We start from the raw sequence: 21283 nt of genomic DNA, 5'->3' as shown, positions 1-21283 counted from the left end.
GGGCGCGGGGGAGTTCGGGGTATCGGCCGTCGGCGGATCTGTTTCGTTACGTGCGGTTGGTGTTCCCGCGGTGCGTGTTCCCGTTCTGTGGTCGGCCGGCGTCGCGTGCGCAGATCGATCACCGGACTGAGTTCGACCATCGCGACCCGGGGCTCGGCGGTGCGACGACGGCGGAGCAGTTGCAGCCGCTGTGTGTGCCGCATCACCAGCTCAAGACGGCGGGCGCGTGGATCGATGCGCGATTGCCTGACGGGCGGATCCTGTGGACGTCGCCGCACGGACGGCGATACATCGTCGATCCCAGCGGGATTGTGCTGCAGCTGTTCCCGGATCTTCTTCGGGTGCAATGGCTGATCCCCGACGGTGCCGTACCCGGTTCGGTCGTGTCGGCGCGTGGACGGCTCGTTCCCGAGGCGGCCCACTCCGGCGGGCGAACCCGACTGCAGCGCGAGCACGCCCGGCGTGAACGCCTCCGCGAGCGCAACGTCGCGGCGCTGCTGGCCGAGCAGTCCGCCGCGGCGCAAAGCCGCAGCGCCGTCGAAGATTCGGTGCTGCGCGCGATCGGTGTCACCCCGCCCCTGCCTCGAATGCCGACGGACGACGAACCGCCGCCCTACTGATCCGCGGGCGCTCTCATGGCAGTGGACGGCGGAGCGTGCGCCGGGGTGCACGGCGCTTCGCGGTCGTTGCCACCCCGGCTAGGAGCGCCGCGGCGCCGGTCATGGCGAGGGCGCTCAGGGCGGGGGAGTACGCGTCTACCTCTTCGGCGGCGGTCCAAGCCACGTTCGACGCCGCGTGTCCGATCACCGCCACGATCGGTGCCGCACAGACCCCGCCTGGCGCGTCCGGCGCCGTGCTCGCCGTGACCATGAGCAGCACCAGCGCCACCCGCAGCGCCACGGTGAACCAGCACTGCGCCACGAGGTCGGGATCGAGTACCCGGCCTGGACGTACGGGATCACGTGCCAGAGCGCCCACGCCACGCCGATGAGCAGACCCGTGGACACCGGACTGTGCCGACGCAGCAGCACCGGCGCGAGCACCACACTCCAGCCGATCTCCTCGAACGCCGCCGCCACGAGGTAGAGCGCCGCCGAGGTGCCGAGTTCCGGCCCCAGCGGCAGCCCGTCCGACGCCGTCGCGATCGCGGCCGGCGGAATCACGAGGGCGCCCAACAGTGGCAGGGCCGTCGGTCGCCGGGCCAGCGCCGTCAGCGGCTCGCGCACCCCGCCGCAGGCCACCATCGCGGCGATGGCGGGGCAGACGAACATCAGTGCGCTCACCGGCAGGCCCGCCGGCCCTACCGCCGCGTCGGAGACGGCGCCCCACGCGTAGAACGGGAGACTGGTGATCGCGAGCGCCACCCAGAAGCGGCGCAGCGACACCCGTCGTCACGGCGATACCGTCATCGCGGGGCGTACATGATCACACCCACGCCCACCAGCGCGATCAGCGCGCCGATCACGTCCCAGCGGTCGGGGCGGAAACCATCGGCCACCATCGCCCACAACAGTGATCCGGCGATGAACACGCCTCCGTACGCGGCGAGGATGCGGCCGAAGTTCGCATCCGGCTGCAGAGTGGCGACGGCGCCGTACAGCCCTAGCGCCGCGACCCCGGCGCCGATCCACAGCCACCCGCGGTGCTCGCGGATACCCTGCCACATCAGCCAGGCGCCGCCGATCTCGAACAGGGCGGCCACGGCGAACAGCAGGATCGACTTCGTCACGGTCACGGCGCCACCCTATCTGCTCGCTGCTCGCCACCACCCATCGTGTTCGAGTGTATGGCGGCAATCGAACGCATGGGCGTACTCTGGGTTCATGGGTTGGGGAAACGGGCCCCGCAGCTGGGCGGAAATGGAACGGGTGTTGTCAGGTCGCGCCCCGGTCCATCGCGCAGAGCCGCCGGGCGACGGGGGTGACGCCCCGGCGTGGTCGCGCAAGCGTGAGCCGTACGTTCCGCTCGGGGGAGGCTCGGGCGCGTCCCGCATCCCGTACGCCGAGCTGCACGCCCACACCGCGTTCAGCTTCCTCGACGGTGCCGCCCAGCCGGAGGAGATGATCGAGCAGGCGCACGCCCTCGGCCTCAAAGCTCTCGCGATCACCGATCACAACGGCTTCTACGGCGTGGTCCGCTTCGCGGAGGCGGCGCTGGAGCTCGGCGTCCCCACCGTATTTGGGGCGGAGCTGTCCCTGCAGCACGACGCGGAACGCACCGGCGCCGAGGACCCGTCGGGCGATCACCTGCTCGTGCTCGCCCGCGGCCAGGAGGGCTACCGCCGCCTCTCGCGCGCGATGGCCGAGGCGCACATGGAGGCGGGGGAGAAGGGCCTGCTCCGCTTCCACCCGGACCGTCTCGCCGAATGGTCGGGCGGCCACTGGCACATCCTCACCGGCTGTCGCAAAGGCGCGGTCCGGCGCGCCCTCGCCGAGCGGGGTCCCGACGGTGCCGCTGCCGCCCTCGCGGGCCTCGTCGACCGGTTCGGCGAGGAGCGGGTGAGCATGGAGCTCACCGTGCACGGCGTGCCGGAGGACGACGAGCGCAACCACCTCCTGGCCGGCGTGGCCGCGCGGATGGGGGTCGGCACCGTCGCCACCACGGGTGCGCACTTCGCCCGGCCCGGCCAGCGGCGCCTCGCGTCGGCCCTCGCCGCGATCCGCGCGCGCCGCAGCCTCGACGAGCTGGACGGCTGGCTGCCGGCGGCGGGCGGAGCGCACCTGCGCTCGGGTGATGAGATGGCGCTGCTGCTTCCCGAGCATCCGGGGGCCATCGCGGCCGCCGCCGAACTGGGCGCCGAGTGCGCCTTCAGTCTCAAGCTGATCGCGCCGAAGCTGCCGCCGTTCGACGTCCCGTCGGGCTACACGGAGGCCACGTGGCTGCGCGAGCTGACCCGGCGCGGCGCGCTGGAACGTTACGGCCCGCCGGAGCGGCACCCGAAGGCGTACCGGCAGATCGCGCACGAACTGAACGTGATCGAGACGCTCACCTTCCCCGGCTACTTCCTCATCGTGCACAGCATCGTCGAGTTCTGCCGCCGCAGAGACATCCTGTGCCAGGGCCGCGGCAGCGCCGCCAACTCCGCGGTCTGCTTCGCCCTCGGCATCACGGCGGTGGACCCGGTCCGCAACGATCTGCTCTTCGAGCGTTTCCTGGCGCCGGAGCGCGACGGCCCGCCCGACATCGACGTCGATATCGAGTCCGACCGCCGCGAGGAGGCGATCCAGTTCGTCTACCGGAAGTACGGCCGCGAGTACGCCGCGCAGGTCGCGAACGTGATCACCTACCGCGGACGGTCCGCGGTCCGCGACACCGCGCGGGCACTCGGCTACTCGCAGGGGCAGCAGGACGCGTGGAGCAAACAGGTCTCCAGCTACGGCTGGCGGCAGGATCCGGTGCCCGAGGGGGTCCCGGACCGCGTGCTGGAGCTGGCCACGCAGATCGCGGACCTGCCGCGGCACTTGGGGATCCATTCCGGCGGCATGGTGATCTGCGACCGCCCGATTGCCGACGTGTGCCCCACGGAGTGGGCCCGGATGGAGGATCGCAGCGTGCTGCAGTGGGACAAGGACGACTGCGCCGCAGCGGGTCTGGTGAAGTTCGACCTGCTGGGTCTCGGCATGCTCAGCGCATTGCACTACGCGAAGGACCTCGTCGCCGAGCACAAGGGCATCGACGTGGACTTCGCGCAGCTCGACCTCGCTGATGCAGGCGTGTACGAGATGCTGTGCCGCGCGGACTCCGTGGGCGTGTTCCAGGTGGAGTCCCGCGCGCAGATGGCCACGCTGCCGCGGCTGAAACCACGGAACTTCTACGACCTGGTGGTGGAGGTCGCCCTCATTCGCCCCGGCCCCATCCAGGGCGGCTCGGTGCACCCGTACATCCGCCGCCGCAACGAGCAGGAGGAGCCCACCGTCGAGCACCCGTCGATGTGGAAGGCGCTGAAGCGCACTCTGGGGGTGCCCCTGTTCCAGGAGCAGCTCATGCAACTCGCGGTCGACGTCGCGGGGTTCAGCCCCGCCGAGGCCGATCAGCTGCGCCGCGCGATGGGGTCGAAGCGGTCCACCGAGAAGATGGAGCAGCTGCGGCAGCGCTTCTACGACGGTGCCGCCCGCCTGCACGGCATCGAGGGCGAGACGGCCGACCGGATCTTCGAGAAGCTCGCGGCGTTCGCCAACTTCGGTTTTCCCGAGAGTCATTCGCAGTCGTTCGCGTCGCTGGTCTTCTACTCCTCGTGGTTCAAGCTCTACCACCCGGCGGCGTTCTGCGCGGCGCTGCTGCGGGCCCAGCCTATGGGCTTCTACTCGCCCCAGTCCCTGGTCGCCGATGCGCGCCGGCACGGCGTCACCGTGCAGGGGCCGTGCGTGAATCGCAGCCTGCCGTGGGCGAACCTGGAGAACGCGGGGCAGGAGGTCCGGCTCGGGCTGGCCGCGATCCGCACCATCGGCGACGACCTCGCCGAACGCATCACCGGTGAGCGGGACGCGCACGGCGCCTACGCGAGCCTCACCGACCTCACGGCCCGGGTCGAGCTCACCGTCGCCCAGTCCGAGGCCCTCGCCACCTCCGGGGCGCTGGACTGCTTCGGCCGTGACCGCCGGCAGGCCCTGTGGGAGGCGGGCGCCGCGGCACGGGAGCGGCGGGATCGCCTGCCCGGCACCGCGACCGCCGGGCTCCCGCCCGCGCTGCCCGGCATGAGCGAGACGGAGCTCGCGGCGGCGGACGTGTGGGCCACGTCGGTCACCGTCGGGAAGTACCCCACGGAATTCCTCCGGCCCACACTGGACCGGCTCGGCGTCGTCCCGGCCGACCGCCTCCTCGCGCTGCCCGACGGTGACCGCGTCCTGGTGGGCGGGGCGGTCACGCACCGCCAGCGGCCGGCCACCGCGGGCGGTGTCACCTTCCTCAACCTCGAGGACGAGACCGGCATGGTGAACGTCGTGTGCAGTCAAGGGCTCTGGGCGCGCTACCGGCGGCTGGCGCAGTCGGCGCCCGCGCTGCTGGTGCGGGGCCGGGTGCAGAACGCGGAGGGGGCGGTCACGGTGGTGGCGGACCGGCTGCAGCGCATGGACCTGGCGGTGCCCTCCCGCTCGCGCGACTGGCAGTGACGGTTCAGGTCGCCGTCATGCGGCCGAGTCGGAGGAAGCGGATGCTGTCGACCCGCAGATCACGCACGCGGGAGAGGTCCGCCCACATCGCGCGGCCGCCGGGGAGGCGACCCAGTGGGCCGACGGCGGAGCGGAAACGAGCCGCCTCGTCCGGCGTGGCGAGCCTGGCTGCCCCGGCCGTGCCGGAGAGCTGCACGCCGGGAGGGACGTCGAACCGGCCACGGAGCATCGCCCGTCCCCACCGCAGCGGCCCGGAATCGACGGCCAGCACCGTGACTCGGGGATCGGCTGCGAGGTTCCGGGCGAGCCGCGCGTTGAACACATCGAAATAGATGCCCGATCTCTCGTCCCGGTCCAGCAGGAGCGAGCCGATCGGAGTCACGTGAGGCGAGCCGTCGGCGTTGCGCGAGCTCACCGCGCAGTGCAACGACGAGCGGATCGCCCGATGCACCGACCTACGCGCCGCCGCCCATTCGGCGTCGTCGTGCGTCGTCACGACGTCGCCTTCGGTGCGGTGACGAAGACCGTGCCGTGCGCGATCGCGCAGAGCCGGGGTTCCCCGTCGCCGGGTTCGTGCCAGATCTCGCCGGTGACCACGGCGTGTCTCCGGCTCCGGTGGGCCACCGACGCAACGGCACGCAGCCGACCTGTGCGGACGGCGCGCAGGTAGTCCACGGACACGCCGCCGGTGATCACGTCCGGGCCGACGGCGGATCCCGCGGCGAAGGTGAGCACGTTGTCGGCGAGATAGGCCATGACGCCGCCGTGGACGACGCCGTACTGCTGCCGGTGCCGTTCTTCGACGTCGAGCACCAACTCCGCCGTGCCGTTGCGGAACGCCGTCACCCTGGCGCCGACCAGGGCGTTGAAGGGCTGCGCGTCGAGTACCGCGACCGCCGGCGCGAGCGGATCGTCATCAGTGGCCGTCATGGTGGATCCTTTCTAGTTACTTCTCTCTAAAACTGGTCTAGCATAGGATCGCGGCCGTGGGAAGGCCGACTCTGCATGACCCGGACCAGCTGCTCGACGCCGCCGTCCGGCTGTTCGCGCGCGAGGGCGCGCGCGGCCTGACCGTGGCCGCCGTCGCACGGGAGGCCAAGGCGCCCAGCGGCTCCGTGTATCACCGGTTCCCGGACAGGCAGGCGCTCCTCGCCGCCGTCTGGCTCCGCACTGTCCGGAGCTTCCACGACGCCTACGTGCGGGAGTTCGCGGACGTCGCCACAGCGCGTGAGGCGATGCGAAGCGCCCGTTGGATCGTCGAGCGGTGCAGGGCCGAACTCGGAGAGGTGCTGGTGCTCCAGGCCGGGGAACACGCCTTCGGCGCCGACTCGTGGTCCCAAGCGGCGGTAGATGAATGGGCCGCCCTGAGCGCCGAGCGGGACGCGACCACGTCGGCGATCGTCCGGCGCGTGGCCGCGGAGTCGAAGAGGCCGCGCGCCGACGTCGCCTTCGCGCTGTACGACCTCCCGCTGGCAGTGGTGCGGCGGCATCTGCTCGCCGGCGAGGCGCCGCCCGGCGGCGCCGCCGGGCTGGCCGAGCGGTTGGCCGGACGGATCCTCGGCGTCGAGGACGATCGGGGCGGTCGATGAGCAAGTGGGATCCGAGTGACCTTCCCGTCGAGCGGGAACCGGACCGGACCACCGCGCGTGAACTGCGTGAGGTGCTGGCCGACCTGCGGCGGCGTGAGCCGGTGTTCCACGGACCGGAGTGGACTACCCGCGAGGCCTTCCTCGCGGGGACGGCGCCCGACTTCTGGGAGGTCGGCGCGTCGGGGTGTCGCTACAGTCGTGACTACGTGTGGTCCGTGATCGAGCGGCGCCAGCAGGATCCGCAGGACGACGAATCGGAGTGGGAGACCAGCGATTTCCAGGTGCGCGCGATGGGGGCCTCGGTCTACCTGCTCACCTACACCCTGACGCAGGGCGACCGCATCACCCGGCGGCTGACCGTATGGCGCCGCCGCGAGAACCACTGGTCGGTGATGTTCCACCAGGGCACGATGGTCGGCGAATAGCGCCGCACCGCCCCCGTGACGGGGAGCGCACGCCGCCGAAGCGCGCAGAACCTCGTCGTCTACGCCCGGTGCAGCGCCGCGGTCGCGGCGTCCCGGCCGATCTGCACGGCGCGGGAGATCAGCGGACCGTCGTTGGAGAGCCGGCCGACGGCCGGACTGCCCTCGGGGACCCAGATCTGCAGGACTTCAGCGGTTCCCGGTGTCGCCGGCACGGGCTCCGGGGCCGCACGCCGGGCCGTGAAATACGCGTCGAGGATCCACTTCTCGGCGCGGGAGGACTTCCGCGGCTCGTTGCAGACAGTGCGCAGCATCATCACGTGCGTCGCGCCCTGCGCGATCGGGGTGGCCAGCGGCACCTTCTCGGCGAGGCCACCGTCGAACCACTCCCGCCCGCCGAGGCGCACGGGCGGACCGGCGAGCAGCGGCAGGGCGGTGGTCGCGCGGAGCGCGGACCGCAACGTCTCCTCGTCGACGATGTGCGGCGCGAGATCGGCGGCACGCCGCGTGTGCGCGTCGACGGCGAGCGGATGGAGCGTGATCGGGTTGGCAAGGATCGCGGCGAAGTCCATCGGCGTCACGGCGGAGTAGACCCGCTCCACCAGATGTCGGGTGTCCACCGCGACACCGCCGCGCAGTACCCGCCGCGGGAGCACCACCCGCTCCGCCAGCACGTCGTCCCAGCCCCACGACGGCAACCATCGCCGCCCCTCGCCGGAGACCAGCCAGGCGGCGTTCAGCGCTCCGCCGGAGGTGCCGTACACGGCGTCGAACGCGGGTAGGAGGCCGAGCTCGTCGACGGCCATCGCCATCCCCGCCGAGTACGCCGACCGCGAGCCGCCACCCTCGATGGACAACGCGATCCGCAGGCCGTCGGAGCGCTCCCCGGGGCGGCTGTCGGAGGCGATGCGCGCGCGGAGTGCCGCGATCACGTTCATGCGACGGGGTTCCCGTACCCGACGATGCCGGCGGTGTCGGAGAGTCGGTAGGTGTACGCCGAGATCCCCGCCCTGATTGCCGCCCACGGTGATGACGGACCCGCCGTCGACGGCGACGACGAAGTTGGTGTGCTGGCCCAGCTGGTGGCCGGGGGCGTAGAGCACCACGTCACCCGGAGCCGGCACGTGGCCGTTGGGGCGGAACGTGTTCCGCTGCTGGAAGTACTCGGTCAGCGTGTAGACGCCGGGGATGCGCCACGTGCCTGAGTTCGGATTGCGCAGTGGCAGACCGGAATCGCGGAGCACCGTCGAGACGAAGTCGGCGCACCACGGCTCCTCCACACCTTCGGAGTAGTGCGTGCCGGGGCGGTTCGCGTCGAACTCGCGGCGCACGTTCTCGAGGATCCGCACCCGCGCGGGCTCCAGCCCTGTCGTCTCGACCGCCGGGAAGACGCGCGGCTTCAGCTCCGCGGGCAAGTGCTTCGTGAGCGGCGTCTCGTACGTGCTGGAGAACCACACCAGACCGCCCACGAGCATCACCAGCGCGGCGATCACGGCGGCGACGCCGAGCACGGCCTTCCTCAGTCCCATGAATCCACTGTACTCAGTGGTGAACCTGCGATCATGGGACGATGAGCCCGCGCACCGTGACCTGCACGATCAAGCCGGGTAGCCGTAAGGGGCCCGTCGTCGAGGTCGACGATGCCGGCGCGCTCACCCTGTTCGTGCGCGAGCCGGCCACCGAGGGTAGGGCCAACAGGGCCGCCGTCGTGCTGCTCGCCTCCCACCTCGGCGTGCCGAAGTCGCGGGTGCGGCTGGTCGCCGGGCAGACCAGCCGGATCAAGCGCTTCGCCGTCGACGACTGAGGCGCCGCCCGGCCACGCGCGACGGCGTGGCATGCTGGACGGGCAGCTGGTATGTCGCGCCGAAGCCTCGGGCCGCGACATCGCTGTGCCGCAGCCGCGACGCAGCGAGGGAACCCGGTGAGAATCCGGGACTGTCCCGCAGCGGTGAGCAGGAACGAAAGTCGCGACGATGCACTGGGTGAAGAACCTGGGAAGCAGCGACCGGTAGGGGCCCAGGGCGTGCCTGCGAGTCCGAATACCTGCCCGTTGTACCGGACGCGCCGCGTCCGGTGGTGTGCCGCCTCGTGGACTGGGTGTGCGACCGCACTGCGGAACGGACGTCGCACGCCGACGGTCCGCGAGTCGTGCGTACGTGCGTCCGGACGGGTGGCCGCCCTGGCTACGCACGAAAGGAACGGTCCTGCAGTGACCGCACCGAATTTCACCCGCACCGTCCTCGGTGTTCCCCGTATCGGACCCCGTCGCGAACTCAAGCGCGCGATCGAGGGGTACTGGAAGGGCTCCACGTCCCGGGCCGACCTCGAATCCACCGCCGCCGGGCTCCGGCGCGCCCAGTGGGCCCGACTGGTCGGCGCGGGGTTGGACTCCGTCCCCACCAACACGTTCAGCTACTACGACCAGATCCTCGACACCGCGGAGATGCTCGGCGCCCTGCCGTCGCGCGTCTCCGGCATCGAGGACCCGCTCGACCGGTACTTCGCCGCGGCGCGGGTACCGCGGAGGTCACCCCGCTCGAGATGACCAAATGGTTCGACACGAACTATCACTACCTGGTCCCCGAGATCGGGCCGGGCACGGCGTTCTCGCTGCACCCGGAGAGGGTTCTCGCGGATCTCGACGAGGCCTTGGCGCAGCGTGTTCCGGCGCGCCCCGTGATCGTCGGGCCGCTCACCTTCCTGGCGCTGTCCAAGGCGGTCGACGGGGCCGGGGATCCGTTGGCCCGCATCGACGAGGTGCTCCCGCTCTACCGGGACCTCCTGGAGCGCTTGGCCGCCAAGGGAGCCCAATGGGTGCAGCTCGACGAGCCGGTGCTCGTCAGCGAGGGGGCCTGGGACTGGCCGACGAGGCGGCCCGGGTGTACTCCGACCTCTCGGGTTCGGCTCAGCGCCCCGCCGTGCTCGTGGCAACCTATTTCGGCTCGCCCGGCCCGTCACTGGCGGCACTGGCGGGCACCGGGGTTGAGGCGATCGCCGTCGATCTGGTCACTGAGACGCACACCGTCGACGCGGTCGCCACCACCCCGGGCCTGCAGGGCAAGCTGCTGGTCGCGGGCGTCGTCGACGGCCGCAACGTGTGGCGCACCGACCTCGAGGCCGCGCTCGGATCCCTCGGAACCGTGCTCGGTTCCGCGGCGGCGGTCGCCGTCAGCACCTCCTGTTCGCTGCTGCACGTGCCCTACACCGTGGCCGCCGAGACCGCGCCGGAGCCGGCCGCCGCCGAGGGGGTCCGGTCCTGGCTGGCTTTCGCCGCGGAGAAGGTCGAGGAGGTCGTCACGTTGTCGCGTGCCCTCGCCGACGGGCGGGAAGCGGTAGCCGCTGAATTCGGCCGGAGCGCCGCCGTGCGGGCGGCCCGCGCGGCCGACGCGCGCCTGAACGATACGACGGTGCGGACCCGTCTCGCGTCGCTGCGCGCGGCCGGGACCGGCCGCGCCGCGGCGGCAGATCGTGCTGCGGCCCAGCGGGATCGGCTCGGGCTGCCGCTGCTCCCCACCACCACGATCGGCTCCTACCCGCAGACCGGTGCCATCCGCGTCGCGCGTGCCGACCTGCGCGCCGGGCGGATCGACGAGGCCGAGTACGTGCGGCGCATGCAGGCGGAGATCGCCGATGTCGTGCGGCTCCAGGAGGACCTCGGCATCGACGTACTCGTGCACGGCGAGCCCGAGCGCAACGACATGGTGCAGTACTTCGCCGAGCGCCTCGACGGCTTCCTCGCGACGGACTTCGGCTGGGTGCAGTCGTACGGCACCCGGTGCGTGCGCCCGCCGATCCTGTTCGGCGACGTCCACCGTGCCGAGGCGATGACGGTCTCCTGGATCACGTACGCGCAGACACTCACCGAGCGCCCGGTCAAGGGGATGCTCACGGGGCCGGTGACGATCCTCGCCTGGTCCTTCGTGCGCGACGACCAGCCGCTGGCCGACACCGCCGATCAGGTGGCGCTGGCGATCCGGGACGAGACGGTCGATCTGGAGGCGGCCGGTGTGAAGATCATCCAGGTCGACGAGCCCGCGCTCCGCGAACTTCTGCCCCTACGGGCGGCGGACCGTCCGGCCTACCTCGGCTGGGCCACCGGCTCGTTCCGGCTGTCCACTTCGGGCGTCGAGGACGACACCCAGATCCACACGCACCTGTGCTACTCGGAGTTCGGCGACGTCATCGGGGCCATCTCCGATCTCGACGCGGACGTCACCTCGATCGAGGCGGCTCGCTCACGGATGGAGATCCTGGCCGATCTCAACGAGGCCGGCTTCGCGAATCAGGTGGGCCCGGGCGTGTACGACATCCACTCGCCGCGCGTTCCGGCGCAGGACGAGGTCGAGGCGTCCCTGCGGGCGGCGCTGGAAGCCGTTCCCGCCGAGCGGCTCTGGGTGAACCCTGACTGCGGCCTGAAGACCCGCGGCACGGAGGAGACGGTGGCCTCGTTGCGCAACCTGGTCGCCGCCGCGAAGGCGGTCCGCGCCACGTTGTGACACTGCCGGGCACGCGGGTGCCGCAGGAGGCTCAGCCTGCCAGCGGCGCCGCGCGCGGCTTCGGGATCGGCTCCGGCGCCGGGACCCGATCACGCCGTGGGACGGGCTGAACACGTACGCGAAGGCGAACACCAAGCCCTGCATGACCACCACCATTCCGCCGGGCGACGTGTCGGCGTGGTACGAGACCAGCAGCCCGACGATCCCGCTGGCGGCCGCGCTCACCGGTGCGATCACCAGCATGCGGGAGAACCGGTCGGTGTAGAGCCTCGCGGTGGCTCCCGGGATGATGAGCATCGCGACCACCAGGACAATGCCCACCACCTGCAGTGCGGTGACGGCCGTGAGCGCGAGGAGGGCGAGGAGCAGGCCGCCGAGCAGCCGCGGGCTCAATCCGATGGCGAAGGCGTGCGTCGGATCGAAGGCGTAGAGCCTGAGGTCGCGGCGCTTGATCAGTAGCACCGCGGCGACGATCGCACCGAGCACCGCGATCTGCAGCAGGTCGGACGGCGACACCCCGAGCAGATTGCCGAAGATGATGTGGCCCAGATCGGTCTGGCTGGGCGTGACCGAGATCAGCACGAGGCCGAACGCGAACAGTGTCGTGAACACGATGCCGATCGCGGCGTCCTCCTTGATCCGACCGCGGTCTCGGACAGCGCCGATCATCGCGACCGCCAGGAAACCGAACAGGACGGCGCCGACAGCGAACGGCGCGCCCACGATGTAGGCGAGCACGACGCCGGGGAGTACGGCGTGCGAGACGGCGTCGCCCATGAGCGACCAGCCGATCAGCACCAGCCAGCACGACAGCAGTGCGCACACCGTCGATGCGATGACGGTGGCCGCGAGGGCCCGCACCATGAAGGTGTAGTCGAACGGGGCGAGGAGCAGTTGCTCGAGGAGGTCCACGGATACTCCTAACCGGCGGCGCGGTCGGCGTCGCCCTGGTCCAGGGGTCGAGTCCGAACGCGCGGATCAGGTTCTCCGGCGCCAGGACCTGCTCGGGCGGGCCTTGCGCGAGTACGCGTCGCATGAGGAGGACCGCCTGATCCGCGAGCCGGGGGAGGGCGTGCAGATCGTGCGTGGACACCAGGACCGTGGCACCGTCGTCGGCGAGCTCGCGCAGGAGCGACGAGATCGTCGCCTCCGTGCGCTTGTCCACGCCGGCGAAGGGCTCGTCGAGGAGCAGAACGCGCGCCTCCTGCGCGATGCCGCGGGCCACGAACGCCCGTTTGCGCTGTCCGCCGGACAGCTGCCCGATCTGCCGGTCGCGGTACTCGGTGAGCTCGACCCGTTCCAGGGCCCGGTCCACCGCCTCCCGGTCCGCGCGGCCCGCCCGCCGCGTGAGCCCCATCCGGCCGTACCGCCCCGTCATCACGACGTCCCGCACCGAGACCGGGAAGCTCCAGTCCACGTCCTCCGACTGCGGCACATAGCCGACGGTGCCGTTGCGCCGGGCCCGCGACGGCGGCGCCCCGTCGATGAGGACCCTCCCGGACTCCGGCTCGACCAGCCCCATGATGGCCTTGAACAGCGTCGATTTGCCCGAGCCGTTCATGCCGACGAGGCCGCACACGGTGCCGCTGCCCAGGGCGAGCGTCGCGCCGTCGAGGGCGATCGTGTCGCCGTAGCGCACGGTGACGTCGTCGACGGTGACGGCCCGAACCGGCCCGGGCGCCATCAGGGCGCCTTGCCGGTGAGCCCGGTGACGATCGTGCGCGTGTCGTGCCGGAGCAGGTCGAGATAGGTGGGGACGGGGCCGCCCGCCTCCGACAGCGAGTCGACGTACAGGACACCGCCGAACCGCGCGTCCGTGGCCTCCACGACCTGCTGCATCGGCTTGTCGGAGACGGTGGACTCGCAGAAGACCGCCGGGACGCGTGCGCTGCGGACGAAGTCGATGGTCGAGGCGACCTGCTGCGGGGTGGCCTGCTGCTCGGCATTGACCGGCCAGATGTAGCGCTCGGTGAGGCCGGCGTCGCGGGCGAGGTACGAGAAGGCGCCCTCGCAGGTGACGAGGGCTCGCTCGTTGGCGGGCAGGGCGGAGAGGTCCCGCGTCAGATCCTGCTGTACGACACGCAGTTTCTCCTGGTACGCGGCGCCGTTGGCGCGGAAGGCGGCGGCACCGTCGGGGTCGAGGCCGGAGAACGCCCGGACCAGGTTGTCGACGTACTTCTCGACGTTGACCGGGCTCATCCACGCGTGCGGGTTGGGCTTGCCGGCGTACGCGTCGCTCGCGATGTCGATCGGCTGGACGCCCTCGCTCGCCACCACGTGCGGGACGTCGAGACCCTGGACGAACTGCTGGAACCACGCCTCCAGATTCAGGCCGTTGTCCACGATGAGTGCGGCCTCGCTCGCCCGGCGGATGTCTCCGGGCGTGGGCTCGTAGCCGTGGATCTCCGCGCCGGCCTTCGTGATCGACTCGACCCGCAGGCGATCGCCAGCGACGTTCGAGGCGATGTCGGCGAGCACCGTGAAGGTGGCGAGAACCACCTTCTTCCCGTCGTCGTTCGCCCCGCGTGCGCACCCGGTCAGCGCGACGGCCGCGACCACGACGACAGCGGCCATCGCCCTGAGGTGCCGGCGGGTTCCCAGACTCTTCTGCGACATGTCCTCAACAATAAGTTCGGACTGCCGAAAAATCTAGTTCGGAGAGTTGTTGACTCAGCTCTCGATCACCGCGACCAGGTCGCCTCCGTCCACCTGGGTGGCGCCGGCCAGAGCGACGCGGGCGACCGTTCCGGCGACGGGGGCGGTGATGGTGGCCTCCATCTTCATGGCCTCGATGGTGGCGATCTGGTCGCCCACTTCGACGGTGGATCCGGCGTGGACGGTGGGGGTGACCATTCCGGCGAACGGCGCGGCGACGTGGCCGGGGTTGCTCTTGTCGGCGCGTTCGGCGGCGGGGACGTCGGCTTGGACCGAGTTGTCGCGGACGGCGACGGTGCGCAGCTGGCCGTTGAGCGTGCAGACCAGCGTTCGGTTGCCGTGCTCGTCCGGCTCGCCGACGCCGTCGAGCTTGATCAACAGCTCGACGCCGGTGGCGAGCTGGACCCGATGCTCCTCGCCCTGTCGCAGTCCGTAGAGGAACTGGTTGGTCGACAGCTTCGAGACGTCGCCGAACTCCGCGCGGTGCTCGGTGAACTCGCGCATCGGTCCCGGGAACAGCAGGCGGCTCAGGGCGGCCCGCCGCTGCTCGCTCGTGCCGGCCAGTTCGGCGGCCTCGTCGGCGGGGACGTCGCTGATCGGCGGCGCGTCGGCCCGGCCCTCGAGCGCCCGGGTCCGCAGCGGCTCCGGCCAGCCGCCGGGCGGGGTGCCGAGCTCGCCGCGGAGGAAGCCGATCACTGAATCCGGGATGTCATAGCGGCCGGGATCGGCGGCGAAGTCGTCCGGGCTGACGCCCGTGCCGACGAGCGCGAGCGCGAGATCACCCACGACCTTGGACGACGGGGTCACCTTGACGAGCCGACCGAGCATCCGATCCGCTGCGGCGTAGGAGTTCTCGATGTCCTCGAACCGTTCGGCGAGGCCCAGTGCTCCGGCCTGCTGCCGCAGGTTCGACAGCTGGCCGCCGGGGATCTCGTGGTGGTAGACCCGCCCCGTCGGGGCCTTGAGGCCGGACTCGAACGGCGCGTAGGCCCGCGCACGGCCTCCCAGTAGGGCTCGAGCGCGCAGACCGCGTCGAGGTCGATGCCGGTGTCGCGCTCGGTGTGCGCGGTCGCGGCGACGATCGACGACAGCGAGGGCTGGCTGGTGGTGCCGGAGAGGAGCTGCCGCGCCGTCGACGGCGTCCGCCCCGGCGGTCCACGCCGCGAGGTAGGTGGCGAGCTGCCCGCCCGGGGTGTCGTGGGTGTGCACATGCACCGGGAGGTCGAACTCCTTGCGCAGTGCGGTGACCAGGGTCGTGGCCGCGGCGGGACGCAGGAGACCGGCCATGTCCTTGATCGCGAGCACGTGCGCCCCGGCCTGCACGATCTTCTCCGCCACGCCCAGGTAGTAGTCGAGGGTGTAGAGCCGTTCGCCTGGGTTCGACAGGTCGCCCGTGTAGGAGAGGGCGCCCTCGGCGACGGCGATGCCGGTCGCGAGGACGGCCTCGATCGCGGGCCGCATCTGCTCGACGTCGTTGAGGGCGTCGAAGATCCGGAAGATGTCGACGCCGGTGGCGGCGGCCTCTGCGACGAAGGCGTCGGTGACCTGCTGTGGGTACGGGGTGTAGCCGACGGTGTTGCGGCCGCGGAGCAGCATCTGCAGGCAGACGTTCGGCAGTCCCTCCCGCAGGGTTGCCAGGCGCTCCCACGGGTCCTCGTGCAGGAATCGCAGCGCCACATCGTAGGTGGCGCCGCCCCACGCCTCCACCGAGAGCAGCTGCGGCGTGAGCCGGGCCTCGTACGGCGCGATCGTCGCCAGCGCCGAGGTGCGCACCCGGGTCGCGAGCAACGACTGGTGCGCGTCGCGGAACGTCGTGTCGGTCACCGCCAGCGCGGTCTGCGCGCGCAGGTCCGCGGCGAAGCCGGAGGGCCGAGCCGATCCAGCCGCTGCTTCGATCCCTCCGGTGCCGGCGCTGAGAGGTCCACCGCGGGAAGCTTGTCGACCGCGTACACCTTCGTCGGACGCACGCCGTGCGGCTTGTTGACGGTCACGTCCGCGAGGTAGCGCAGGATCTTGCTGGCCGTGTCCGAGGAGCCGCGCGCGGTGAGCAGCTCCGGGCGCTGCTCGATGAACGACGTGGTCACCTCACCGGCCACGAAGGCCGGATCGGCCAGGACCGCCTGCAGGTAGGGGATGTTCGTCGCCACACCGCGAATACGGAACTCGGCGAGTGCACGGCGGGCCCGGACGATCGCCGTCGCCCGGTCGCGGCCGCGCGCGGTCAGCTTGACCAGCATCGAATCGAAGTGCGGGCTGATCTCCGCACCGACCGACGTGCCCCCGTCGAGGCGGATGCCCGCGCCGCCCGGCGAACGGTACGCGGTGATCCGGCCCGTGTCGGGGCGGAAGCCGTCGGTGGGGTCCTCGGTCGTGATGCGGCACTGGAGTGCGGCGCCGCTCAGCCGGATCTGGTCCTGCGTCAGGCCGAGTTCGGGCAGGGTGGCGCCCGCAGCGATCTTCAGCTGCGCGGCCACCAGGTCCACGTCGGTGACCTCCTCGGTCACCGTGTGCTCCACCTGGATCCGCGGGTTCATCTCGATGAAGACGTGCCGGCCCTCGGGGTTCACCAGGAACTCGACGGTGCCCGCGCAGCTGTACCCGATCTCCTTCGCGAAGTTCACCGCGTCGTTGCAGAGCCGCTCGCGCAGCTCGTCGGAGATGTTCGGCGCCGGCGCCATCTCGATGACCTTCTGGTGGCGCCGCTGCAGCGAGCAGTCGCGCTCGTAGAGGTGGATCACGTTGCCGGCGTTGTCCGCAAGGATCTGCACCTCGATGTGCCGCGGGTCGATCACGGCCTCCTCGAGGAACACCGTCGGGTCCCCGAACGCGGATTCCGCCTCCCGCGAGGCGATCTCGATCGCGTCCCGCAGATCCTCGATCGCCTCGACGCGGCGCATGCCGCGGCCGCCGCCACCTGCGACGGCCTTGACGAACACGGGGAAGTGCATGTCCTCGGCCGCGCTGAGCAGTTCGTCGATGTCCGACGACGGGGCGGACGAGTCGAGCACCGGCAGGCCCGCCGCCCGCGCCGCCGCGATCGCCCGCGCTTTGTTGCCCGTCAGCTCCAGCACGTCCGCCGACGGCCCGACGAAGGTGATGTCGTTCGCCGCGCACGCCGCCGCCAGGTCGGGGTTCTCCGACAGGAAGCCGTACCCGGGGTAGACGGCGTCCGCGCCGGCCTGGACCGCGATCCGGATGATCTCCCCGACGGTCAGGTAGGCGCGGACCGGGTGCCCTCGGCACCGATCTGGTACGCCTCGTCCGCCTTCTGACGGTGCGGGGAGTTGCGATCCTCGTACGGATACACCGCGACGGTCTTCGCGCCGCTCTCCACAGCGGCGCGCAGGCCTCGGATCGCGATCTCGCCGCGGTTGGCCACCAGGACTTTCTTAAACATACTTTGCTACCACCGGTCTTTGTGGGACTCCGACGTACTCACCAGCGGACGAATCAATGCGTTCGCCGCTGCCTGCTCGATGATATGGGCCGTCCACCCGGTGATCCGGGACATCACGAAGATCGGGGTGAACACCTCGGTGTCGAATCCCAGTAGGTGGTATGCGGGTCCGGTCGGGAAGTCGAGGTTCGGCTGAATCCCCGTCGCATCGACCATCGTCTTCTCGAGGATGTCGTACATCTCGATGAACCGGCCCCCGTCGGTCCGGTTCGCGATGTCGACGAAGGCCCGCTTCATCGTCGGGACCCGGGAGTCGCCGTTCTTGTAGACGCGGTGACCGAACCCCATCACCTTCTCCTTGCGGGCAAGCTTGTCCTTCATCCAGGCCTCGGCGCGGGCCGGATCGCCGATCTCCTCCATGTCGTGCATCACGGCCTCGTTCGCGCCGCCGTGCAGCGGGCCCTTGAGGGTTCCGATCGCCGCGGTGACGGCGCTGTACATGTCCGACAGGGTCGAGGTGACGACCCGCGCCGCGAAGGTCGAGGCGTTGAAACCGTGCTCCGCGTACAGGATCAGAGAGACTTCGAACGCTCGGACCAGCTCGGGTTCCGGGACGGAACCGAAGCACATGTTCAGGAAGTTGGCGGCGAACCCGAGGGTGTGATCGGGAGCGATGGGCTCCTGGTCGTGCCGGCGCCGGTGGTCGGCGGCGACCACGGTGGGGAGCACTGCTAGCAGCCGTAGCCCTTGTCCTGCAACGCCTTGGGGCCGGTGTTCCACTCGTCCGCGTCCTCGGCGCCGAGGACGCTGACGGCGGTCCGCACGACGTCCATGGGATGGCAGGATTCGGGGAGGCGCGCGATCAGGCCGAGCAGTGAGCGGTCGGCGCGGCGGGCGGCGCGTTCCCTCTGCGTGAACTGCTGCAGTTGCGCGTCCGTCGGCAGCTCGCCGTTCCACAGGAGGTACGCGACCTGCTCGAAGCTGCAGCGTGCGGCCAGGTCCTGAACGGCGTACCCGCGATACGTGAGGGAGTTCGTCTCGGGCACGACCTTCGACACCGCGGTCGTGTCGACGACGACGCCGGCGAGGCCCTTGTAGATGGTCGGACTGGTCATCACCGGCTCCTGGACAGGGCGAAGTTGAAGATGCCGGAATCGAAGTCGTTGTACCGCTCGTACTGCAACAGCTCGTACAGGCGGCTCCGGTGCTGCATACGGTCCAGCAGGCCGGACTGGGTGCCCTCCGCGGCGATGGCCCGCAGGCCCTCCTCCGCGGCGAACATCGCCAGGCGCAGGGTGGTGACCGGGTAGATCACCGCGTCGTAGCCGATCGACTCGAGCGTGCCCGCATCGATCAGGTCGGACTTGCCGAATTCGGTCATGTTCGCCAGAAGTGGTGTGTCCACTGCGGATCGGAACCTCTCGAAGTCGGCCGTGGTATGGAGCGCCTCCGTGAAGATGAGATCTGCGCCGGCGTCGACGTACGCCTTCGCGCGGTCGATCGCGGCGTCGATGCCCTCGATCCCCGCGGCATCGGTACGTGCGCAGATCACGAAGTCGGGATCACGTCGCGCCGCGACCGCGGCCCGCAGGCGGCGCGCCGCCTCGTCGACGGGGACGACGGCCTTGCCGTCGAGGTGGCCGCACCGCTTCGGGTTGACCTGGTCCTCGAGGTGCAGGCCCGCGAGCCCCGCGTCCTCGAGGACGGTGACGGTGCGGGCCGCGCTCATCGGCTCGCCGAACCCGGTGTCCGCGTCCACGAGCGTGGGCAGGTCCGTGACTCTGGCGATCTGCTGGGCCCGGGTCGCCACCTCGGTGAGGGTGGTGAGCCCGATGTCCGGAAGGGCCAGATCGGCGGCGACGGCGGCCCCGGAGACGTACACGCCCTCGAAGCCGATCTCGGTGATCAGCTTCGCGGTCAGCGGGTTGAAGGCACCCGGCAGCCGGACGATCCGATCGGAGGCCAGGCCGGCCCGGAAGGCTGCGCGCTTGTCGTTCGCGGACGGCGTCGCGGTTAGAGGCCAGCGACGCCGGAACCACCGTCTCCTCCGCTCATCAGAAGAGCCCCGGGTTCAACGTCGGGGTGCGGGAGAGCGCCTCGTCCGAAGCGGTGAAGGTGAGCCGGTCGAGCTCGCCGGCGGCGAGGCTCGGGGTGCGCTGCGCGACGTCCAGGAAACGGTCCTGCTCGGCCTTCTCGATCACCCCGTCGGCCAGAATGCGGAACTTCTCGATGTACTGCTCGCGAGCGAAGGGCCGCGCTCCCAGCGGGTGCGCGTCGGCCACGGCGAGCTCGTCGACGATGACCTCGCCCGAGCGTAGAGTGATCTCGGCGCGGGCGCCGAAGGCCTTCTCGGCCGGGTCCGTCGAGTGGTACCGGCGGGTCCATTCCGGGTCCTCAGCGGTGGAGATCTTCTTCCACAGCGCGACGGTGTCGGGCCGCTGCGCCCGCTCGGGGCGTACGAGCGCTCATGGTGCCAGCCGCCGTCCTGCAGGGCTACGGCGAAGATGTACATCACCGAGTGGTCCAGCGTCTCGCGGGAGGCGTGCGGGTCGAACTTCTGCGGGTCGCCCGAGCCCGTGCCGATCACGTAGTGGGTGTGGTGGCTGGTGCGCAGCACGATCTTCTCGATCTGGTCCGGTCCCCGACGCGGTCCCGCATGCGACGGGCGAGATCGATGGGGGCCTGGCTCTGGTACTCCGCGGAGTGCTCCTTGGTGTACGAGTCTCCGATCGCGCGCTTGGCCTCGCCCGGCCCGGGCAGGGGCACGTCGTAGCTCGCGTCGGGACCGCCGAGGAGCCGGGCGATCACGCCGTCCTCGCCCTCCCAGATCGGCGACGGAGCGCCCTCGCCGCGCATCGCCCGGTCGACAGCCTCGACCGCCATCTTGCCGGCGAACGACGGTGCGTACGCCTTCCAGCTCGAGATCTCACCCTTGCGGGACTGGCGGGTGGCGGTCGTGGTGTGCAGCGCCTGGCCGATCGCCTGGTAGATGGTCTCGGCGGGCAGGCCGAGCAGGGTGCCGATGCCGGCGGCGGCCGATGGACCGAGGTGCGCGACGTGGTCGATCTTGTGCTCGTGCAGGCAGATGGCGCGCACCAGGTCGATCTGGATCTCGTAGCCGGTGGCCAGACCACGGATGAGGTCCGCACCGGTCGAGCCACGGTGCTGCGCGGTGGCGACGATCGGCGGGATGTTGTCGCCGGGGTGGCTGTACTCCGCGGCGAGGAAGGTGTCGTGGAAGTCCAGTTCGCGGACCGCGGCGCCGTTGGCCCAGGCAGCCCACTCGGGGAGAACCGGCCCGGCACGCCGAAGACCGTGGCGCCGGGGGAGTAGGGGTGCGAAAGCGCCTGCGCCCGGGCGTTCGCGACCGGCCGCCGCGTCAGCGAGGCCGCCGCCACGGATGCGTTGTCGATGATCCGGTTGATGACCATTTCCGAGGTGTCGTCCGGGACCGCGACCGGGTCGGCCGCGACCTGGGCGATCTTCCACGCGAGATGCTCCTCGCGGGGAAGGTCTCAGCTGAGCGGTGGGTGCGCACGTGGTGCGTCTGCACGTCGGGACTCCTTTGTGCTGGGATCGGGTGATTCACACGGTATGCATGACCAGTCCGGAGCGA

At 70.9% G+C, this 21283-nt stretch carries 11 protein-coding genes, 7 pseudogenes and 1 riboswitch; of the genes and pseudogenes, 6 read left to right on the top strand and 12 right to left on the bottom strand.

All coding sequences use genetic code 11. From position 1 onward, the window contains the following. The first annotated feature begins 74 nt into the window (after positions 1-74). Positions 75-620: an HNH endonuclease signature motif containing protein gene (locus MTP03_RS17725; protein ID WP_248489343.1), complete on the top strand. Its 546-nt coding sequence runs from the start codon at positions 75-77 to the stop codon at positions 618-620. Positions 621-803: 183 nt separating this feature from the next. On the opposite strand, the gene MTP03_RS17720 is transcribed toward MTP03_RS17725, so the two are convergent. Together MTP03_RS17720 and MTP03_RS17715 are read right to left on the bottom strand one after the other, a co-directional pair. Continuing rightward, positions 804-1385, bottom strand: coding sequence for a type II CAAX prenyl endopeptidase Rce1 family protein (locus MTP03_RS17720; protein WP_248489342.1), 582 nt, complete (start codon positions 1383-1385; stop codon positions 804-806). Positions 1386-1405: 20 nt separating this feature from the next. Beyond that, the gene (locus tag MTP03_RS17715) at positions 1406-1735 is read right to left on the bottom strand and encodes a YnfA family protein (protein ID WP_248489341.1); all 330 of its coding nucleotides are present in this window, start codon (positions 1733-1735) and stop codon (positions 1406-1408) included. 88 nt (positions 1736-1823) lie between these two features. Between MTP03_RS17715 and MTP03_RS17710 the strand changes: the two genes are divergently transcribed. Beyond that, positions 1824-5108 (top strand): error-prone DNA polymerase, encoded by a 3285-nt coding sequence (locus MTP03_RS17710; protein WP_248489340.1) that lies wholly within the window; start codon positions 1824-1826, stop codon positions 5106-5108. Positions 5109-5112: 4 nt separating this feature from the next. Here the strand turns inward: MTP03_RS17710 and MTP03_RS17705 are convergent, their stop codons facing one another. Together MTP03_RS17705 and MTP03_RS17700 are read right to left on the bottom strand one after the other, a co-directional pair. Next, entirely contained in the window at positions 5113-5604 is a 492-nt protein-coding gene (locus tag MTP03_RS17705) for a pyridoxamine 5'-phosphate oxidase family protein (RefSeq protein WP_248489339.1), read from the bottom strand. Further along, positions 5601-6038: a PaaI family thioesterase gene (locus MTP03_RS17700; protein WP_248489338.1), complete on the bottom strand. Its 438-nt coding sequence runs from the start codon at positions 6036-6038 to the stop codon at positions 5601-5603. Before MTP03_RS17700 ends, MTP03_RS17705 begins: the two co-directional genes overlap by 4 nt. 56 nt (positions 6039-6094) lie before the next feature. Between MTP03_RS17700 and MTP03_RS17695 the strand changes: the two genes are divergently transcribed. After that, entirely contained in the window at positions 6095-6697 is a 603-nt protein-coding gene (locus MTP03_RS17695) for a TetR/AcrR family transcriptional regulator (protein WP_248489337.1), read from the top strand. Next, a complete protein-coding gene (locus MTP03_RS17690; RefSeq protein WP_248489336.1) occupies positions 6694-7122 on the top strand; it encodes a DUF4440 domain-containing protein in 429 nt (142 codons plus the stop codon). The genes MTP03_RS17695 and MTP03_RS17690 overlap by 4 nt, the downstream gene beginning before the upstream one ends. 59 nt (positions 7123-7181) lie before the next feature. Here the strand turns inward: MTP03_RS17690 and MTP03_RS17685 are convergent, their stop codons facing one another. Continuing rightward, on the bottom strand, positions 7182-8648 hold the full coding sequence (locus tag MTP03_RS17685; RefSeq protein WP_248489335.1) for a patatin-like phospholipase family protein: 1467 nt from the start codon (positions 8646-8648) through the stop codon (positions 7182-7184). Positions 8649-8689: 41 nt separating this feature from the next. On the opposite strand from MTP03_RS17685, the gene MTP03_RS17680 reads away from it, so the two are divergent. Both MTP03_RS17680 and metE read left to right on the top strand, forming a co-directional pair. After that, positions 8690-8923, top strand: coding sequence for a DUF167 domain-containing protein (locus MTP03_RS17680; protein WP_248489334.1), 234 nt, complete (start codon positions 8690-8692; stop codon positions 8921-8923). 107 nt (positions 8924-9030) lie between these two features. Next, positions 9031-9164: riboswitch (cobalamin riboswitch) on the top strand. Positions 9165-9328: 164 nt separating this feature from the next. Continuing rightward, positions 9329-11615, top strand: a pseudogene (gene metE, locus MTP03_RS17675) (5-methyltetrahydropteroyltriglutamate--homocysteine S-methyltransferase). Positions 11616-11675: 60 nt separating this feature from the next. Here metE and MTP03_RS17670 read toward each other — a convergent pair. From MTP03_RS17670 to prpD, 7 genes and pseudogenes are all read right to left on the bottom strand, one after another. Then, positions 11676-12479 (bottom strand): annotated as a pseudogene (locus tag MTP03_RS17670) (metal ABC transporter permease); the annotation flags it as partial. 82 nt (positions 12480-12561) lie between these two features. Beyond that, positions 12562-13299, bottom strand: a pseudogene (locus MTP03_RS17665) (metal ABC transporter ATP-binding protein); the annotation flags it as partial. Continuing rightward, positions 13299-14231, bottom strand: coding sequence for a metal ABC transporter substrate-binding protein (locus tag MTP03_RS17660; RefSeq protein WP_248489333.1), 933 nt, complete (start codon positions 14229-14231; stop codon positions 13299-13301). The gene MTP03_RS17660 and the pseudogene MTP03_RS17665, both read right to left, overlap by 1 nt. Before the next feature lie 54 nt (positions 14232-14285). Then, positions 14286-17667 (bottom strand): annotated as a pseudogene (locus tag MTP03_RS17655) (pyruvate carboxylase). After that, positions 17660-18782, bottom strand: a pseudogene (locus MTP03_RS17650) (bifunctional 2-methylcitrate synthase/citrate synthase). The pseudogenes MTP03_RS17655 and MTP03_RS17650 overlap by 8 nt, the downstream one beginning before the upstream one ends. After that, positions 18782-19684: pseudogene (gene prpB, locus MTP03_RS17645) on the bottom strand (methylisocitrate lyase); the annotation flags it as partial. The pseudogenes MTP03_RS17650 and prpB, both read right to left, overlap by 1 nt. 37 nt (positions 19685-19721) lie before the next feature. Continuing rightward, positions 19722-21220, bottom strand: a pseudogene (gene prpD, locus MTP03_RS17640) (2-methylcitrate dehydratase PrpD). Between the last annotated feature and the right edge of the window lie 63 nt (positions 21221-21283).

The organism is Tsukamurella sp. PLM1 (assembly GCF_023168325.1).
GTDB lineage: Bacteria > Actinomycetota > Actinomycetes > Mycobacteriales > Mycobacteriaceae > Tsukamurella.
The sequence above is the reverse complement of the archived record's forward strand: the minus strand, read 5'-3'. Positions and strand labels throughout refer to the sequence as shown.

Coding starts and splice junctions, on each gene's coding strand:
- MTP03_RS17685 (WP_248489335.1), bottom strand. CDS start 8,648: ATGGGACTGAGGAAGGCCGTGCTCGGCGTCGCCGCCGTGATCGCCGCG.
- MTP03_RS17710 (WP_248489340.1), top strand. CDS start 1,824: ATGGGTTGGGGAAACGGGCCCCGCAGCTGGGCGGAAATGGAACGGGTG.
- MTP03_RS17680 (WP_248489334.1), top strand. CDS start 8,690: ATGAGCCCGCGCACCGTGACCTGCACGATCAAGCCGGGTAGCCGTAAG.
- MTP03_RS17660 (WP_248489333.1), bottom strand. CDS start 14,231: ATGTCGCAGAAGAGTCTGGGAACCCGCCGGCACCTCAGGGCGATGGCC.
- MTP03_RS17700 (WP_248489338.1), bottom strand. CDS start 6,038: ATGACGGCCACTGATGACGATCCGCTCGCGCCGGCGGTCGCGGTACTC.
- MTP03_RS17690 (WP_248489336.1), top strand. CDS start 6,694: ATGAGCAAGTGGGATCCGAGTGACCTTCCCGTCGAGCGGGAACCGGAC.